The following is a 15,669-nucleotide window of genomic DNA, read 5'->3' as shown; positions in this document are numbered from 1 at the left end:
TTTTTCTGTGTAAACAGTTGGGCGACAATGGTATTGCGTTCCAATCCTCAGCTCAACGGAGGATGGCCGATGATTCGAGTCTGCAGGCACTCCTCGAGTCCATACACTCCCCAATCGGTTCCCAATCCACTCTGTTTGAGTCCACCGAACGGTGAGTCCGGAGCAAACCAAGTGGCGTTGTTTACATCCATGGTTCCGGTAGTGACCCGACGGGCCACCTCCAGAGCACGGCGATCGGAGCCACCGGTGACCGCACCCGACAGCCCGTAGATCGAGTCATTGGCGATGGCTACCGCTTCGTCGTCATCCTCGTAACTCAGCACGGCCAACACAGGTGCGAACAACTCTTCCTGCGCCAGAGCTGACTTCGGGCTCACATCGGCGATCACTGTTGCTTCGACGAAGAAACCCTTCGAGTCCGGGGCGGCACCCCCGGCGATCAGACGCCCCCCCTCGCCCACGGCTCTGTCTATCGCGCCCAGGACACGTTGGCGGCTCTTTTCGCTGATCTGAGGGCCCATGTGCGTCCGTTCTGACATCGGATCACCCCAGACGACCTCAGCAGCTGCCTCTGCGGCCACCTCCAACGCGCCATCGAAGTGCCTGCGTGGCAACAGCAATCGGGTCAAGTTGGTACAACCTTGACCGGAATGCCGGCTCATACGGGCGACGGTGAACCGCACCGCCGCCTCGATGTCGGCATCGTCGAGAACAATGTGCGCCGACTTGCCGCCGAGCTCGAGGATCACCTTCTTGACCGTGCCTGCCGCATTGGCCATGATCCTGCGGCCCACCTCTGTCGAACCGGTGAAGTGCACAAAATCGACCAGCGGGTGCTCGACCATCACGCTGCTGACATCCGTGCCGGAGCCGGTGATCACGTTGAACACGCCTGCGGGAATGTCTGTTTCCAGAGCAGCCACTTCACCGATGAACGCCGCGGTCCACGGGGTGTGCGGCGACGGCTTGAGCACTACGGTATTACCCGCGGCGAGGGCGGGGCCCAGCTTGGTGATGAGCATGTTGACGGGATAGTTGTAGGGCGCGATCAGCGCACCGACACCGATGGGCTCCCGCAACACCAACCGCTCTGACGTCCCGCTGGGCCCCGCCGTCGGAGACAGGTAGGACTCGTAGGCATACTGCCTGGCCATCGCCGACCAGTTGACGATCTCAGCGATCGCCAGGTCGAGCTGCTGGCCTCTCGTCATGAAGATCGGGCATCCCGATTCTGATACCAGGATCGTGCGCAACTCCTCGACCCGCCGCAGCAGTCCGTCGTGCAATTGCATCAGGCAGGTCGCCCGGAAGTCATGATCAGTGCGCCACCGCGTCCGGTCGAAGGCGCGCCGCGCAGCCACGATGGCAGCTTGCGTATCCACAAGGGTGGCTTCGGGCGTATAACCCAACACCTTCTCGCTGTAGGGATCGATATTCGCATAATGACGGTCTGTGTCGACCAGGGAGCCGTCGATCAGCAGGCGGGCATCGAACTGGATATGTGGTTCCCCACTCATTTGATGGCCACCGGGTTCAGCGGAGAACCGATGCCGCCGGTGAAGCGGATCGGAGGGGCAATGAGCTGGAAGTCGTACACGCCGTCCTGCGCGCAGTCGGCGGCGATCGCGCGAAGATCCCACAGTTCGCCGAGACTCATGCCCATATCGCGCAACGCCAGACAGTGCAGCCCCAGCGGAATCGAATCCGGTTCTGGGAACAGCGGTTCCACCTGCACATTGTCCGCGGCCACCGCCGCGATCCCGTTCTCGTGCAACCACTCTGCACATCGCCAGCTCAAGCCGCTACTCGACATGTCCCGATCGCCCGAACCGATGAACCTGTCCCACCAACCGGTTCGGATCAACACGATGTCGCCGGACTCTATCGCGACATCCTGTCGCGCTGCGCAGGCGTCCAGTTCGGACGGCATGATCGGCTGATCGGGATCCAAAAAATCCACGCCGCGATGACGGGCTAGATCCAGGAGCACGCCGCGGGACACCACACCTTGCGAGCCGGGCTTCTCGATGCCCAGGCGGGCAGCCCCGAATGCGGTGACTGCGGTGGCGGGGAATCCGTTGTACATCGCGTCGTCGTAGTACACATGCGACAGTGCGTCCCATTGTGTCGAGGCCTGCAATGGCATGACGATGTAGTCGTCGTTGTAGCGCGCTGGCCCGCCCTGCAAGAACCCCGCCACAAATTCAGCTGCCGCCGTTTGCATTGCGCTTTCAGGTGCCGAGCAGCCCGCATCGACGGTGACGAAGTGCAGCGGGTTTGTGCGCGTAGGAAATGCCCCCTGCGGGCCGGAGGTGTCGAAATCGGCACCCATCGAAAACACTCGCCCCGTACGGACCAACCGAGCGGACTGCGCGACTTTCTGCTCGTCGATCAGGTTCAGAGTTCCGAGTTCGTCGTCCTCACCCCACCGCCCCCAGTTTCGGACCTTGTCCGCGAGAGCCTGCATGTCGGTGGGTAACGAAGTGGCAACAGTGCTGTTCATAACTCATCTCCCGACGCGAGGGGTTGGTGCCGCCAGTGGGTGGGCCGACACATCGACTCCTGCGCCCGACCTCTGGCCGAAATCCTGCATCCAGGATACTAGCGGCTGTGACTCACGCTACAGGCCGTACCAATCCTGCGCAATCGTGGACTCACGAAAAGCGGTGTCTCTACGTCACGACGCACTGCGCGATCGAGTGGATCAAGATCGCCCGGCCCGCTACGGCGATCGGCGCTGACTTAGAGCTCCTCCGAGCGGGCTGTAATCAGCTTTCTCCAAAAGTCGACGTCAGCGGCGTGCTGGATGGTTCGCTGCACATGTCGGCGCGCGGCGGTCTCGGCAGTCTGCCCATCCCGGGCGATGATCGCCTCAAGGATTTCTCGATGCTGCTCATCGGATTTCGCCATCACCTCGCTGAAGTTCAGCTGCTCTTTCCCGCGAACCAATTGCACGGCCTCGGGGTCGGTGACGAAGGGTTGATGCAGCGCAGCACTGCTGGTCCTGATCAGGTCCATGAACATCTCGAACCGGCCGTTGCCCGAAGCCCGGGCAACAAACTGGTGAAAATTGGTATGCGCCTCGGTGCGTCTGACGGGGTCATAGTGCACCCTTGATTCATCGAGCGCGCGCAGCAGGTCGTACGCGTGCTGTTCCTCGCCGCGGGTAAATCCCCGTTCCGCAGCCAATCTTGAAGCGAGCCCGTCGAGAACTTCTCGCAGTTCGTACATCTCGCGAATGTCACGGGCGGTGATCGCCACCACCTCGACCGTGCGGTTGTTGTTCGAGATACGCACCAAACCGTCGTTCTCAAGGACGCGAAAGGCTTCCCGCAGCGGGGTCCGACTGACGCCCAGTTCACGTGCGAGATCGACCTGTAACAACTGCGTGCCGGGAGCCAAGCGACCTGTCACAATTCCCTCGCGAAGCTTGGCCACCACCTCGTCGACCAGGCGCGGCCCGCGACTCACCGTCCCGAGACCCGAGGTTCCCTCGTGCACGTTGCCTCCCCTGCTCCGCGGTCCTCCCGGTCATTCCCGATGGACCCTGGATACAGGGTACGGCAGACTGTCTATTTATTGGTGAAGCCCGCGTCGACAGGCAACGTAATTCCGGTGACATAGCGCGCCTGATCCGACACCAACCACGCGATGGCGTTGCTGACATCGATCGCCTCGATACGTTCTACCGGCATGGGATTCCCCAAGCGGTCACTGGGCAGCTCATCCGGCGGGATTTGCGCGACGAACTCGGCGAAGCCCTCAAGCATAGGGGTGTCGACCCCGGTCGGGTGGACAGTGTTAACTCGAATGCTGTGCGGTGCAAGGTAATTAGCATACATCCGCATTAGTCCGACAACGCCGTGTTTCGCTGCCGCGTACCCGAAGTTACCGCCGCGGGCACCGGCAACCGCTCCGCGCAGGCCGTTCGTCGAACTGATCAAGACGATCGAGCCGCCGTCTCCCTGCTCGAGCATCTGCGGCAGCGCGACCCGGATGGTGTTCCACGCTCCGACGAGCATGATGTCGATGGCGTCACGGAACGCGTCCCCGTCGCGCTCAGGTGGGCACCCCTGAAACATCACCCCGGCATTGGCGATGACGACATCGAGGCGGCCAAAGTGGGCGACTCCCTCATCCACTGCGCTCTGCAGCCCGTCGAAGTCTCTGACATCCGCCCGGCGGGCTAACATCTTGCCTCCGGCAGCCTCCACCAGTTCCACCGTCTCCAGCAGGTCTTGCTCGGTAGACATCGGGTAGCTGACCGTGGAGACCTGGTCACACAGGTCGATTCCGATGATGTTGGCGCCCTCGGACGCCAAGCGGGCAGCGTGCGATCGCCCTTGGCCGCGCGCTACGCCGGTGATGAACACGACTTTGCCTTCGAGTGATCCCACGTTGACCTCCATGTCGAATCTTCACCGACAACCGCTATTCCGGACAGCCTGCATCCAGGATACACTTGAGTCTCTCCTGCACAACCACCTGCGTTGCGCACGCACACCGCGGCGATTGAATCCACTCCGCTGCTTGCGATTTCACTACACGGGATGGACAGATGACCGGCAAAAACGTTCACCACCCACGACCGCCCATCGAGATGGGTCTGGGAGCCGTGTGCGCTCAGACCTTGAACGGGACGTCGGCTGAAAACGGTGAGGCCTTGACCCTGGCGCTGGATGCCTGCGTGCTCGCCGAGAACGAAGGTATGGACTCCGCGTGGTTCAGCGAGCATCATTTCGCCGCTGACGGCTATCTGCCGTCTCCCCTGACCATGCTCGCTGCGTTGAGCCAGCGGACCGAACGAATCCGACTGGCCACGAACATCATGATCGGACCACTCTACAACCCGATCCGGCTCGCCGAGGACGCGGCGGTCCTGGACCATCTCAGCAACGGGCGCCTGATGCTGGGGCTGGGACTGGGCTACCGCGAGTCGGAGTACGCGGGGCTGGGCCGCAATCGCCGGGAACGTGGCCGACGCCTTGATGAACTTCTCACAGTCCTGCGCCAGGCCTGGTCGGGCAAACCCGTCGAATTTCACGGCCTATCAGACTATTCCACTCCCCCGGTCACGCCGTCGCCCCGGCAAGAAGGCGGCCCGGCGTTGCTGGTGGGCGCCTTCGCCGATGTCGGGATTCGCCGAGCCGCCGAACTCGGGAACGGGTGGATAGCCCCCGAACTCAGCCATCCCAAGGCGCTGTCGAAACGCCTCGCCGTGCTCGAACTCCAGACCCGTACCGAGCCCTTCCACGTTGCGCTAACCATCAATGCATTCGTCGCTGCGCAGGACGCATGGGCCACCGTCCGGCCCGGGGTCGAACACGTCGGACGGCAATATCGCAGCTGGCTCAACGAGAGCGGCGACCTACCCAGCTTGAAGGGCAAGCAGTTCGGCTCCGACGGCGACGCCGGCGGCAAACCCCCGCAGTTCGTCGCGGGAACGCCGCGGCAGTGCATCGACCAGCTGCTGCCATGGTGGCAGATCCTGGCCGACCTGCCTGCTAACGTCACCGGCCACATCACCATCCGGACTATCTATCCCGGTGTTCCGCGCCAGGCGACCCTCGAGTCGGTCCGGCTGCTCGCGCGCGAGGTGCTGCCCGCGCTGCGCGCGTCGACACCACCATCGCACTGAAATACCAAGTACATCAGGAGGATCGACCATGACAGCGGTGATCGTGAACGCGGTACGCACCCCCGTCGGCAAGCGTAACGGCGGCCTGTCCGGTATTCATCCGGCTGATCTGTCCGCCCTTGTGTTGGACGAACTGACCACCCGGTCCGGCTTGGACCCCGCGCTCATCGACGACGTCATCTGGGGTTGCGTCGCCCAGGTGGGCGAGCAGGCGGTCGACATTGCCCGCACGGCGGTGCTATCGGCCGGATGGCCCGAAACCGTTCCAGGGGTAACGATCGACCGACAATGCGGCTCATCGCAACAGTCGCTGGATTTCGCGGTGGCAGCGGTCAGCGCCGGCCATTGCGACGTGGTCGTCGCCGGCGGCGTCGAATCAATGTCCAGGATTCCGATCGGAACGTCTTCGGCGGTGGGCGGTGTTCCCGTCGGACCGGCCTTCCTGAACCGCTATGGATCACGTCCGCACCAGGGTCTGGGCGCCGAGATGATCGCCGAGAAATGGGGATTGGGGCGAGAAGAGCTGGATGCGTACGCCTCGAGGTCGCACCAGCGCGCGGCGGCAGCGCAAGCTGCCGGCCACTTCCGAGAGCAGTCGATGCCGGTTACAGTCGACGCCGTTACCGTCAGCGACGACGAAGGAATCCGGCCCACCACGACCGTCGACTCACTGGCGCACCTGAAGCCGGCCTTCAAAGAGGACGGAGTCATCCACGCCGGGAATTCCTCCCAGATCTCCGATGGCGCCGCAGCAGTGCTCGTCATGAGCGAGGCCGCCGCCAACGAACACGGACTCACGCCGATGGCGCGCGTGGTCGCTGCCTCCGTTGCCGCCTCAGACCCGGTGATGATGCTCACCGCGCCCATCCCGGCGACAACAAAAGCGCTGCGCAGGTCCGGATTGTCCATCGACGACATCGAAGTGTTCGAGGTCAACGAAGCCTTCGCGCCGGTGCCCATCGCGTGGCAGCGGGAGTTCGGCGTCGACGATGACCGGCTCAATCCGAACGGAGGCGCTATCGCCCTCGGGCATCCCCTCGGCGGCTCGGGCGCCCGCATCCTCACCGACCTGCTGTTCCACATGCGCCGCAACTCAATTCGTTACGGGTTGCAGACCATGTGCGAGGGAGGCGGCCAGGCGAACGCGACGATCGTCGAGGTGCTCGACTGATCCGCGACTGAACACGGTCGCCGGTGAGGTCAGGCAAGCTCCCAGTTGACCAGGACCGTGTCCTCGTGGCGGTCGAACCGGGCCCGCATCGGCATGTCGACAGACAGAGGCGACTCGCCTACCAGCATCCCGAGGAGGCGGACCGATGGGAAATCGGTGAGCGCCACCAGAACCGTTGTGTGGGGCGGGGGAAACGCCGGATGAACCAGTCGGTGGACCACCGTCCAGGAGTACAGCGTGCCGGTTGGGGCCACGTCAGCCCATTGGCCGTCCCATGACCCGCACCGCGCGCAGAACGCACGAGGCAGATGTAGCACGTGTCTGCACTGCGAACATTGCCGGACCACCAGGCGGCCCTCGGCGGCCGCTCGCCAGAAGCCCGCGGTGTCGGGATCTTCAGTGTAGGGCAATGGGGCGAGAGAAGACATCATCCCTTCCTGAGGATCATCGCACTCGTGTTGACCGGTACACCCGAGGTCACCAGGCACGTCTGCGCTCCATCCACCTGGGAGGTCGATGTACCACGCATCTGCCGGACCCCTTCGAGCACATGGTTGAGGCCGTGGATATAGCCCTCGGACAGATTCCCGCCCGCGGTGTTCACCGGCAACCGACCACCAAGGTCTATCGCACCACTCGTGGCGAACGGTCCGCCCTCGCCTTTGGCGCAGAACCCGTAATCCTCGAGCTGGAGCAGCAGCGTGATGGTGAAACAGTCGTAGAACTGAGCGACGTCGACCTCATCGGGGCCCATGCCGGCCCGTCGATACAGCGTCCTCGCCGCTTGGGCCGAAGGCTGATCGGTCAACGATTCGCGAAACAGGGCGGTGAGAAAGCTTCCGCTCTGCGGCTCCGCGATCATGCCCTGTGACACCGCCCGGATGAGCACCCGCGGATGCGGGCGGTCCGAAGCCCGCTCGGCGGAGGTGACCACCACGGCGCAAGCTCCATCCGTTTCCAGGCAGTGGTCGAAGAGCCGCAACGGATCCGCGATCAGCGGCGCAGCATCGTACTGTTGCCGATTCATCGTCCGATCATGCATTTGTGCCGCAGGATTAGCGTTCGCACGGGCTCGCACCGTCATCGCGATACTGCCGAGATCGTCTGAGGTGGTGCCGTATTCGAGCATGTGTCGCCGAGCGACCATGGCGAACATTTGTCCTGGCGCCACCACACCGTAGGGATACAGGAACTCTTCGTAGCTGCCGTTGCCGCCGACATACTGGGCGCCCCCGGTCCGCTGAACGCCGGAGCCCTTGCCGAAACGAACCCCTGAGCGACCATTCAGCGCCCGATAGACCAGCACGTTCGTCGCCAGTCCGGCCTGGATCGCCGCTACCGCCTGACCGACCATCCCGCAAGGTGCCCCGCCACCGATCCCCGTGGCCCCCCAGTACGTCACGCCAGGCAGGCCGAGCGAATGCGCGAGATCGGTGCACTGGACGTCGTCATAGTCCGACTTGACCAAACCGTCGATGTCGGCACGCTCAAGGCCAGCGTCCGCGATGGCTGACACCGCAGCCTGGGTTGCCAGCGTCAGAGTCGTGCGGCCCGAGTTCCGCGAAAAATCCGTGGCGCCGATACCGGCGATCGCGCACGAGTCCCGATGACTCACCGCCACTGCCGGAGCAGCACTCACACGATCACTCCGTCCATCTTGAGCTCCAGCAGCGCATCCCAGTCCAATCCGAGCTGCAGCAAAATTTCGTCGGTGTGTTCACCGTGGGCTGGCGCTGCACTCAATTCCGGTGTTGCGGAGTCGAATTGCCACGGCGAGGCCGCAGTGGGCATGTCCTCACCGTCGACGGCGAAGCTTCTGACATAGCCGTTGGCCTGTACCTGAGGATCCAACGCAACCTCGTCGACATTGCGCACCAACGACCAGGCGCCGCTCATCCCGGTGAAACGGGAGATGACGTCTTGCGTCGTCAACGTGGCGAACACCGCATCGAGTTCGGCGATGCATGCCTCGTGATGCTCTGCGCGGGAACGGGAATCAGTGAACCGCGGATCGGCCACGATGTCGGCTCGGCCGATCCGTTCGCAGAGCTCGGTGAAGTGACGGTCGGATGCGAACAGAGACAGCTTGATGTAACGATCATCGCGCAGGCGATACACGAGCGTGGCGGGGTTCGGATTCTGCTCTCGGGGGACGCGGGTCGGCTTCCGGCCGGTCCACGCGGAGGACAAAATCGCCGGAGCCGCGTTCCACACCGCGGTACCCAACAGTGACACGTCGACCACCGGGGTCTCGCCGGTGCGCTCCCGTCGCAACAACGCGGCGGCAATCGCGCCGGCGAGGGTCAGCCCGGCCGGGAGATCCCCCATGGCCGGCACTGAGGGCGTCGGTTCGGCGGCCCCGGCAGGCGTCAGCGAGTCCGCGATTCCGCCGCGGGCCCAGTAGGCAGTGCCATCAAACCCTGGTGCATCTGCATCCGGCCCGTCTGGTCCGTACCCACTTCCCTTGGCGTAGATGATGCGCGGGTTCATCTCTCTGACACTGTCGACATCGAGGCCGAGTTTGGCGCGGCTGCGCGGCAGCAGGCTCGTCAGGAAGACATCGGTGTCGGCGACCAGCTGAGCGAGGATGTCGCGCCCCTGTCGGCTTCCCACATCCATACCGAGGCTGCGTTTCCCGCGGTTGGCAAGGTGATACATCGGTGCCAGCGGCTGCGAATCCCGGCCCATACCCGCAACACGCATGTTGCGCAGAGGATCCGGCCGCTCCGGGTGGTCGATCTTGATGACTTCGGCGCCCCACTCGGCCAGCACCGCTCCGGCGGCGGGCACGAACAACCACGAGGTGACCTCTACCACCCGGATACCTTCGAGGACCTTCATCGCACCGCAACCGGCTCAGACCCGGCGTCGAGGACCAGCCGCGACACCCGATCCTGGTGGAACGTGTCGGTGCCCCACACCGAACCCAACGCCCACACCCGCTTGATCCAGAGCTGGAGATCGTGCTCCCAGGTGTACCCGATGGCCCCGTGGCACTGCAGTGCAGCACGCGCTGCAGTGTGAGCCGCACGGTGGGCATATACCTTGGCGAAGCTGACCTCGCGGTCGGTGGTGTCGAGGTCGGCGGCCATCACCCTGGCTGCCTCGTACACAACGGGTCGGGCGTGTTGCAATTCGATGTACGCCGAGGCCAGCATGTGCTGGACCGGACGTTGCGAGCCGATGGGAACACCGAACTGATGACGGACCAGCGCGTAGTCGACCGCGGCACGGATCAGGTGATCAGCCAGACCCAGCAGCTGTGCCGCGGCGGCCAGTGCCGCGCGGTTGAATACGGTGTCCGCCCTGACGCCGGGCAACTCGGTGGTCTTCGCGAACTCGACCGAATTCAGCTGCCGGGACTTGTCGACCGACTCCGGGGCGGCCGAGACCGTCACCGCGTCGCGAGTCGCGAAGGCCACACCGTCGGGCTGCACGGCCACGATCACGTCGGCGTCGACGGCCCACGGGACGCGCGCCCCGTCCGACTCCTGCGCCGTGATCACCGCTGAACCTGAGATGGCTTGTTCAACAAGCTTTCCCGGCGCTGTTGCCAGTGCTGGTACGCCGACCGCGATCTGTTCGAGTAGCGGGCCCGGTGCTGCGGCCCGTCCGCATTCCTCCATCATGACGACGAGGTCGACCTCATTGCCGTCCCCGCCACCGAGGTCCGCCGCGGCCAGCAGCCCGAACAGACCCAGATCGGCCAAGGTCTGCCAGAGTCGGCGCGGTTCGTGCGCCCCGATCCCCTTCTCCCAGACGGCGCGCACGACGTCCGGCGGGCAAGTGGATTTCAGCACCTCCCGCAGGCCATCGCGTAGTGAGATCTGGTCGTCGCTCAACCATGCATCCATGTGTGTGCTCCTTCTTGGGCTAGGGCCGTGGAAGCCCGAGCAACCGCTCGGCAATGATGTTCTTCTGAATTTCGTTGGTGCCGGCGTAGATCGGGCCGGACAGCGCGAACTGATAACCGCGCATCCACTCCTCATCGATCTCGGCGTCGGCTCCACGAAGCATCAGCGCCGTCTCGTGGAGGGCCACGTCCAACTCGGACCAGTACACCTTGCTCATACTCGCTTCGGCGCTGAGGTTCCCTCCGGACGTCAGCTGCGACACCGTCCCGTCGGTCGCGAGCTTGTAGGCGCGCGCCGCCATCCACGAATCCGCAACGGCCTGACGGAGGCGCTGGTCGTCACGGATCTCCGCGCCACCGCTGCGGTACTGATCGATCAGCCGATCAGCCGAAGCGATGAAGCGGCCCGGGCTGCGCAGCGAGAGACTTCGTTCGGATCCCGCGGTAGCCATCGCCACCCGCCACCCCTGTCCGACGCCACCGAGCACATCGGCATCGGCGACGAAAGCGCCGTCGAAAAACACATCGGCAAACCCGTCATCACCGTCGAGCCTTGCGACCGGACGCACGGTGATCTCCGGCTGCTTCAGGTCGATCAGGAAATAGGTCAGACCGCGATGGCGCTCCTCCGGGGTACCGGTGCGGAAGATTCCGAACATGTGGCTGCAGTAAACCCCGCGAGTGGTCCAGCACTTCTGCCCGTACAGCCGCCAACCGCCGGCCTCTTCGTCACGAACCGCGCGGGATCGCAGCGAAGCCAGGTCGCTGCCTGCCTCAGGTTCCGACCAGCCCTGGCACCACAGGTCGTTCACTGCCGCCATCCGCTGCAGATAGCGTTCCTTCTGGTCCTCGGTGCCCAGTTCGAGCAGCGTCGGCGCCAGCAGGAAGATGCCGTTCTGCGCGACTCGCTGCGGTAGCCCGGCCCGGTAGTACTCTTCTTCGAAGATCAGCCACTGCCACAGTGAGGCGTCGCGCCCTCCGTACTGATCGGGCCACGACACCGCCGCCCACCGGCCCTCGTGGAGTTTGCGTTCCCACTCCAGGTGGACAGGTACGCCGTCGGCTGTTTCTGTCGACGGCATCGGCAGCTCGGGTTTGTTGCGGTGCAACCACTCCCGCACCTGCATGCGGAACGCCTGATCATCCGGGGCCTCTGTGGGAAACATCTCTACTCCTTCGGTTCGTGCGCGTGGTTCCGGTCATCGGACATTTGGGATCTCACATCAGCACCTCGGCCCGATCGATTGCGGCGAACGCGTCGGTGAGGAGGCGTATCGCGTGATCGTGCAAGCGCGCGCCGGTGGCGACGTCGGCCTTGCCGTCGCACGCTCGCGCGTAGGTGCCTTCGAGGAGGATTCCGAGCCGGAACCTGGCGAACACCATGTACCACTCGAAGTGGCTCATGTCGCGGTCGGTTCCCCTGGCATAGCGGGCTATCAGCTCGCTTGCAGTGGCCAGCCCTCTTGCACCGGTGATGTCGCGGCCGCTCGACCTGTCCAGCGACGGCCACGTGATGGCCAGATGGGCAAGATCGACCAACGGGTCACCGATCGTCGCGAGCTCCCAGTCCACGATCGCCGCGACCACCGGTTGTGCGGGGTCGAACATGACGTTGGCGGCGTGGTAATCGCCGTGCATCAACCCCGGTTCCCACCGTGGCGGTAGGTGAGCATTCAGCCACGCCGCGACGCGCTCGGCGTGCGGCAACTGGCCTGCGGCGTAGCTCTTCCCGCCTGCATACTCATGCAGTTGCCCGTGCCAGCGCCGCACCTGACGCTCGATCCAGCCCTCGGGGCGGCCCAATCCGGCAAATGCGTCGGTGTTTATCGCGGTGCGGCCCACCGTCAACAGGGCATCGACGAGCGACAGGCCAATCTGGAACTGAAGGTCAAGATCGGTCAGATAGTGAGTGGGGAACTTCTCGGCAAGGTTGACGCCGTCGACCCGGTCCTGCAGATAGAACACCGAACCGATGACGTCCTGATCGTTACAGGCCGCGCGCACTCGTGCGTGCGGAACTTCGCTATCGGCCAGTGCCCGCAGAATCTGAATCTCGCGCAGCATGGCTTTGTCGCTGCCGGCCCGCTTGTTCCGGGGTGGGCGCCGCAACACCAGATGCTTTCCATCGCAGACCACACCGACCAGGATGTTCTGCGTTCCACCACCGATCGCCTCGACGTTTTCGATGTCACCGGAAAGCACACCCTCTCTTCGGAGCCAGTCGGCGACGCGATCGAGTTCCGACGTGGTGAGACCAGAGTCGCTGACGGGGTCGGGTGCTGTCATCAGTGTCCTCCACCGTCGACGGTCAGAAGCGAACCGGTGGTGAAACTGGACGCCGGTGAGGCGAGATAGAGGGCAGCACCGACGATCTCGTCTTCTTCGCCCACCCGCTTGAGCATGGCGTTGGCGCCGGATAGTTGTTCGGCGGTCCAGTGCTTTGCGACATCGGTCCGGAATCGGCCCGGCATGATCCCGTTCACCCGGACCGAAGGCCCGAAGGCGTCCGCAAAGCCGATGGTCATGGCATTGAGCCCGGCCTTGGCTGCGGCATAAGGAATGATCTGCCCGCTCGGCCGCACCGCGCCCGTGCTCGAGATGTTGATGATCGATCCGCCACCGGCGGCGACCATCAGCTCACCGACCAGTGCGGTCAGCCGGAATGGGCCTTTGAGGTTGACCCCGATGACCTTGTCGAAGAGCTCTTCTTTGACAGCAGACGGCGTCGGGTACAAAGGCGACATGCCGGCGTTGTTCACCAGTACGTCGATCCCGTCCACCACCTCCAGGCACCGCTCGACCAGCCGGTCGATCTCGTTCCACCGGCCCACGTGGGCGGCGATGGCGTGGGCCTTCCCACCGTTGGCGCGGATCTGCCCCACGATTTGGTCGCACGATTCCTGACGGCGCGACGACACGATCACCTCCGCCCCCGCGGCGGCGAACGTGCGGGCCATGGCACGCCCGAGACCGCGGCTGCCACCGGAGATCATCGCGACCTTTCCGGCCAGGGTGAAAAGCTGCCCGATGTCCCTCGTCAGGCCCATGCGGTCACGGCCTCGTGCCGGGCAAGCTCGTCGCGATATCGCTGCCTGGCCTCCGCCTCCCGGCTGATCAGGTGGTAGGCAGGGAACACCGAGTCGGTGGGCTGGTAGTTCTTGAGGACCTCGCGCGCGACCATCACCTTGTGCACCTCAGTCGGCCCGTCTGCCAGACCCATTTGGAATGACTCGAGAATCATTCGGGCGAAGGGCATCTCGTCGGTGGTACCGATCGACCCGTGTAGATGAAGCGCGCGGGACGCCACGTTGTTGAGCACCTTGGGCATCAGCGCCTTGACCGCGGAGATGTCGCCGCGGACCTTTTGATAGTCGTTGTATTTGTCGATGCGCCAGGCAGTTTGGAGTACCAGCAGACGATACTGTTGCAGTTCCATCCAGGAGTCTGCTATGAGTTCTTGCACGGTCTGACGATTTGCCAGCGGCGCTCCTCGGGTGCTCCTGGACAGAACCCGCTCACACATCATGTCGAGCGCGCGCTGGACCAGCCCCACGCATCTCATCGCGTGGTGTATACGGCCCCCACCCAACCGTGTCTGGGCGATGGCGAATGCCGCTCCCCGGTCGCCTAGCAGATTAGCGCTAGGCACCCTGACGTCGGTGAATCGCAGATAGGCGTGTGTTCCGTCCCGGAAGGGCTGCCCCGCGGTGGCGGAGTTGCGCACTATCTCCACACCCGGCGTGCCTGCCGGGACCAGCAGCATGGACATCCTGCGATGGGGACCCGCCTCGGGGTCGGTCACCGCCATCACGATGAGGAACTCTGCATAGCGCGCGTTCGACGAGAACCATTTCTCTCCGTTGATCACCCACTCGTCACCGTCCTGATGCGCCGCGGTGGTGAAGGATGTGGGATCGGCGCCCCCGGTAGGTTCGGTGATCGAAAAACAGGAGACGATGTCCCCGGCCAGGAGCGGTTGCAAATACCTGGCCTTCTGTTCGTCCGTGCCGAAGTGAGCCAGGATCTCGGCGTTTCCGGAGTCTGGCGCCTGACTGCCGAAAACCACAGGAGCACAACGTGATCGACCGACAATTTCGTTCAGAAGTGCAAGCCGCAGCTGCCCGTAGCCCTGTCCCCCGAGTTCCGGCCCCAGGTGAGCCGCCCACAAATCGCGATCTTTGACCTGCTGTTGCAACGGGCGGATCAGTTCATTGCGTAGCGGATCGTGCACGTCTGCGGGATGCCCCAGCAGGAGATCAAGCGGTTCGATCTCCTGGGTGACGAATTGATCTACCCATACGAGCTGCTTTTCGAAGTCTGGATCGTTCTCGAAGTACCACTCCACAGTGGACACGCACCTTCCGTCCGTCAAGGACCCTGACCGTACTACCATCCTGTATCCAGGATGCAACTTGCATAGTAGGCTGTGTTCTGTGACACATCAACTTCCCTGTTGCCTCCAGGCACTGCGGAACTTCACACGGATCCAGGATGCAGGAGGCGGACAATGCGGCTGACAAATGGTCAACGCCTGAAGAGCGTCGTCGATGCCACCGAGGTGATCGTCGTGCGCGCCCCCGGCCAGGACATCGACGTCACCTGCGGCGGCCGATCGATGATTCCCATCGACACCGAGCACCCAGGCGATCTTGGTGTCGAGGACGGGTGGAGCGGCGAGACGCTCATCGGCAAGCGGTACGCCCACGACGACCTGGGGCTGGAGCTGCTGTGCACCCGCGGCGGGCAGGCGGCACTCGGTGTCGACGGTCAGGTGCTTGGGATGAAGCAGGCAAAGGCGCTCCCCGCGTCCGACTGAGCTTTCCGACTTACTGCGAACGGAACAACCCATGAATATGCCCGACGAACCCTGCGTGATCGCACTCGCTGAAATTCCCCACTGACGCTCATCGAAGTTCCCCACCCGTGTGGCTCCGCCGAGAAGGGCGGGCCTCCCTCGAAGCTGCTGGTGTCTGACGCCAGTTGCTCCATCGAAGGAGGCCCGCTTTC

The 15,669-nt window shown here is 64.0% G+C and carries 15 protein-coding genes and 1 pseudogene; 3 read left to right on the top strand and 13 right to left on the bottom strand.

What is annotated here, in order from left to right:
• Window positions 1-47: 47 nt before the first annotated feature.
• From HPC46_RS26785 to HPC46_RS26770, 4 genes are all read right to left on the bottom strand, one after another.
• The gene (locus tag HPC46_RS26785) at window positions 48-1,517 is read right to left on the bottom strand and encodes an aldehyde dehydrogenase family protein (protein ID WP_179475214.1); all 1,470 of its coding nucleotides are present in this window, start codon (window positions 1,515-1,517) and stop codon (window positions 48-50) included.
• A complete protein-coding gene (locus tag HPC46_RS26780; RefSeq protein ID WP_233716723.1) occupies window positions 1,514-2,503 on the bottom strand; it encodes a cyclase family protein in 990 nt (329 codons plus the stop codon). The genes HPC46_RS26785 and HPC46_RS26780 overlap by 4 nt, the downstream gene beginning before the upstream one ends.
• 239 nt (window positions 2,504-2,742) lie before the next feature.
• Window positions 2,743-3,501, bottom strand: coding sequence for a GntR family transcriptional regulator (locus HPC46_RS26775; RefSeq protein WP_179475213.1), 759 nt, complete (start codon window positions 3,499-3,501; stop codon window positions 2,743-2,745).
• A gap of 71 nt (window positions 3,502-3,572) precedes the next feature.
• Window positions 3,573-4,409, bottom strand: a complete 837-nt coding sequence (locus tag HPC46_RS26770) for a mycofactocin-coupled SDR family oxidoreductase (protein ID WP_179475212.1) — start codon at window positions 4,407-4,409, stop codon at window positions 3,573-3,575.
• A 149-nt stretch (window positions 4,410-4,558) separates the two neighbouring features.
• Between HPC46_RS26770 and HPC46_RS26765 the strand changes: the two genes are divergently transcribed.
• On the top strand, window positions 4,559-5,638 hold the full coding sequence (locus HPC46_RS26765; protein WP_233716721.1) for an LLM class flavin-dependent oxidoreductase: 1,080 nt from the start codon (window positions 4,559-4,561) through the stop codon (window positions 5,636-5,638).
• A 28-nt stretch (window positions 5,639-5,666) separates the two neighbouring features.
• A complete protein-coding gene (locus HPC46_RS26760; RefSeq protein ID WP_179475211.1) occupies window positions 5,667-6,809 on the top strand; it encodes a thiolase family protein in 1,143 nt (380 codons plus the stop codon).
• A gap of 29 nt (window positions 6,810-6,838) precedes the next feature.
• Here HPC46_RS26760 and HPC46_RS35805 read toward each other — a convergent pair whose 3' ends face one another.
• The 9 genes and pseudogenes from HPC46_RS35805 to HPC46_RS26720 all read right to left on the bottom strand — a co-directional run bounded on the left by HPC46_RS35805 (window position 6,839) and on the right by HPC46_RS26720 (window position 15,007).
• Window positions 6,839-7,063 carry a Zn-ribbon domain-containing OB-fold protein gene (locus HPC46_RS35805; RefSeq protein WP_325096787.1) on the bottom strand — a complete coding sequence of 75 codons (225 nt, stop codon included), beginning with the start codon at window positions 7,061-7,063 and terminating at the stop codon, window positions 6,839-6,841.
• 33 nt (window positions 7,064-7,096) lie between these two features.
• Window positions 7,097-7,237 (bottom strand): annotated as a pseudogene (locus HPC46_RS35800) (zinc ribbon domain-containing protein); the annotation flags it as partial.
• Entirely contained in the window at window positions 7,237-8,448 is a 1,212-nt protein-coding gene (locus HPC46_RS26750; protein WP_325096781.1) for a thiolase C-terminal domain-containing protein, read from the bottom strand. The gene HPC46_RS26750 and the pseudogene HPC46_RS35800, both read right to left, overlap by 1 nt.
• Window positions 8,445-9,650: a CaiB/BaiF CoA transferase family protein gene (locus tag HPC46_RS26745; protein WP_179475209.1), complete on the bottom strand. Its 1,206-nt coding sequence runs from the start codon at window positions 9,648-9,650 to the stop codon at window positions 8,445-8,447. Before HPC46_RS26745 ends, HPC46_RS26750 begins: the two co-directional genes overlap by 4 nt.
• A complete protein-coding gene (locus HPC46_RS26740) occupies window positions 9,647-10,663 on the bottom strand; it encodes an acyl-CoA dehydrogenase family protein (RefSeq protein ID WP_179475208.1) in 1,017 nt (338 codons plus the stop codon). The genes HPC46_RS26745 and HPC46_RS26740 overlap by 4 nt, the downstream gene beginning before the upstream one ends.
• A gap of 19 nt (window positions 10,664-10,682) precedes the next feature.
• Complete coding sequence (locus HPC46_RS26735; RefSeq protein WP_179475207.1) at window positions 10,683-11,828, bottom strand: acyl-CoA dehydrogenase family protein; 1,146 nt, start codon at window positions 11,826-11,828, stop codon at window positions 10,683-10,685.
• 52 nt (window positions 11,829-11,880) lie between these two features.
• Complete coding sequence (locus HPC46_RS26730; protein WP_179475206.1) at window positions 11,881-12,948, bottom strand: phosphotransferase family protein; 1,068 nt, start codon at window positions 12,946-12,948, stop codon at window positions 11,881-11,883.
• Window positions 12,948-13,709, bottom strand: coding sequence for an SDR family NAD(P)-dependent oxidoreductase (locus HPC46_RS26725; protein ID WP_179475205.1), 762 nt, complete (start codon window positions 13,707-13,709; stop codon window positions 12,948-12,950). Before HPC46_RS26725 ends, HPC46_RS26730 begins: the two co-directional genes overlap by 1 nt.
• The gene (locus HPC46_RS26720; RefSeq protein WP_179475232.1) at window positions 13,700-15,007 is read right to left on the bottom strand and encodes an acyl-CoA dehydrogenase family protein; all 1,308 of its coding nucleotides are present in this window, start codon (window positions 15,005-15,007) and stop codon (window positions 13,700-13,702) included. Before HPC46_RS26720 ends, HPC46_RS26725 begins: the two co-directional genes overlap by 10 nt.
• A gap of 162 nt (window positions 15,008-15,169) precedes the next feature.
• Between HPC46_RS26720 and HPC46_RS26715 the strand changes: the two genes are divergently transcribed.
• A complete protein-coding gene (locus tag HPC46_RS26715) occupies window positions 15,170-15,478 on the top strand; it encodes a hypothetical protein (RefSeq protein ID WP_179475204.1) in 309 nt (102 codons plus the stop codon).
• Window positions 15,479-15,669: the final 191 nt, after the last annotated feature.

Source organism: Mycolicibacterium vinylchloridicum (assembly GCF_013404075.1).
GTDB lineage: Bacteria > Actinomycetota > Actinomycetes > Mycobacteriales > Mycobacteriaceae > Mycobacterium > Mycobacterium vinylchloridicum.
This window is presented reverse-complemented; position numbering and strand designations above follow the sequence as displayed.

Excerpts from the sequence above, each read along its gene's own strand:
- HPC46_RS26735 (WP_179475207.1), bottom strand. The coding sequence starts at position 11,828 with ATGTTTCCCACAGAGGCCCCGGATGATCAGGCGTTCCGCATGCAGGTG.
- HPC46_RS26770 (WP_179475212.1), bottom strand. The coding sequence starts at position 4,409 with ATGGAGGTCAACGTGGGATCACTCGAAGGCAAAGTCGTGTTCATCACC.
- HPC46_RS26785 (WP_179475214.1), bottom strand. The coding sequence starts at position 1,517 with ATGAGTGGGGAACCACATATCCAGTTCGATGCCCGCCTGCTGATCGAC.
- HPC46_RS26780 (WP_233716723.1), bottom strand. The coding sequence starts at position 2,503 with ATGAACAGCACTGTTGCCACTTCGTTACCCACCGACATGCAGGCTCTC.
- HPC46_RS26765 (WP_233716721.1), top strand. The coding sequence starts at position 4,559 with ATGACCGGCAAAAACGTTCACCACCCACGACCGCCCATCGAGATGGGT.
- HPC46_RS26725 (WP_179475205.1), bottom strand. The coding sequence starts at position 13,709 with ATGGGCCTGACGAGGGACATCGGGCAGCTTTTCACCCTGGCCGGAAAG.
- HPC46_RS26760 (WP_179475211.1), top strand. The coding sequence starts at position 5,667 with ATGACAGCGGTGATCGTGAACGCGGTACGCACCCCCGTCGGCAAGCGT.
- HPC46_RS26740 (WP_179475208.1), bottom strand. The coding sequence starts at position 10,663 with ATGGATGCATGGTTGAGCGACGACCAGATCTCACTACGCGATGGCCTG.
- HPC46_RS26715 (WP_179475204.1), top strand. The coding sequence starts at position 15,170 with ATGCGGCTGACAAATGGTCAACGCCTGAAGAGCGTCGTCGATGCCACC.
- HPC46_RS26730 (WP_179475206.1), bottom strand. The coding sequence starts at position 12,948 with ATGACAGCACCCGACCCCGTCAGCGACTCTGGTCTCACCACGTCGGAA.
- HPC46_RS26745 (WP_179475209.1), bottom strand. The coding sequence starts at position 9,650 with ATGAAGGTCCTCGAAGGTATCCGGGTGGTAGAGGTCACCTCGTGGTTG.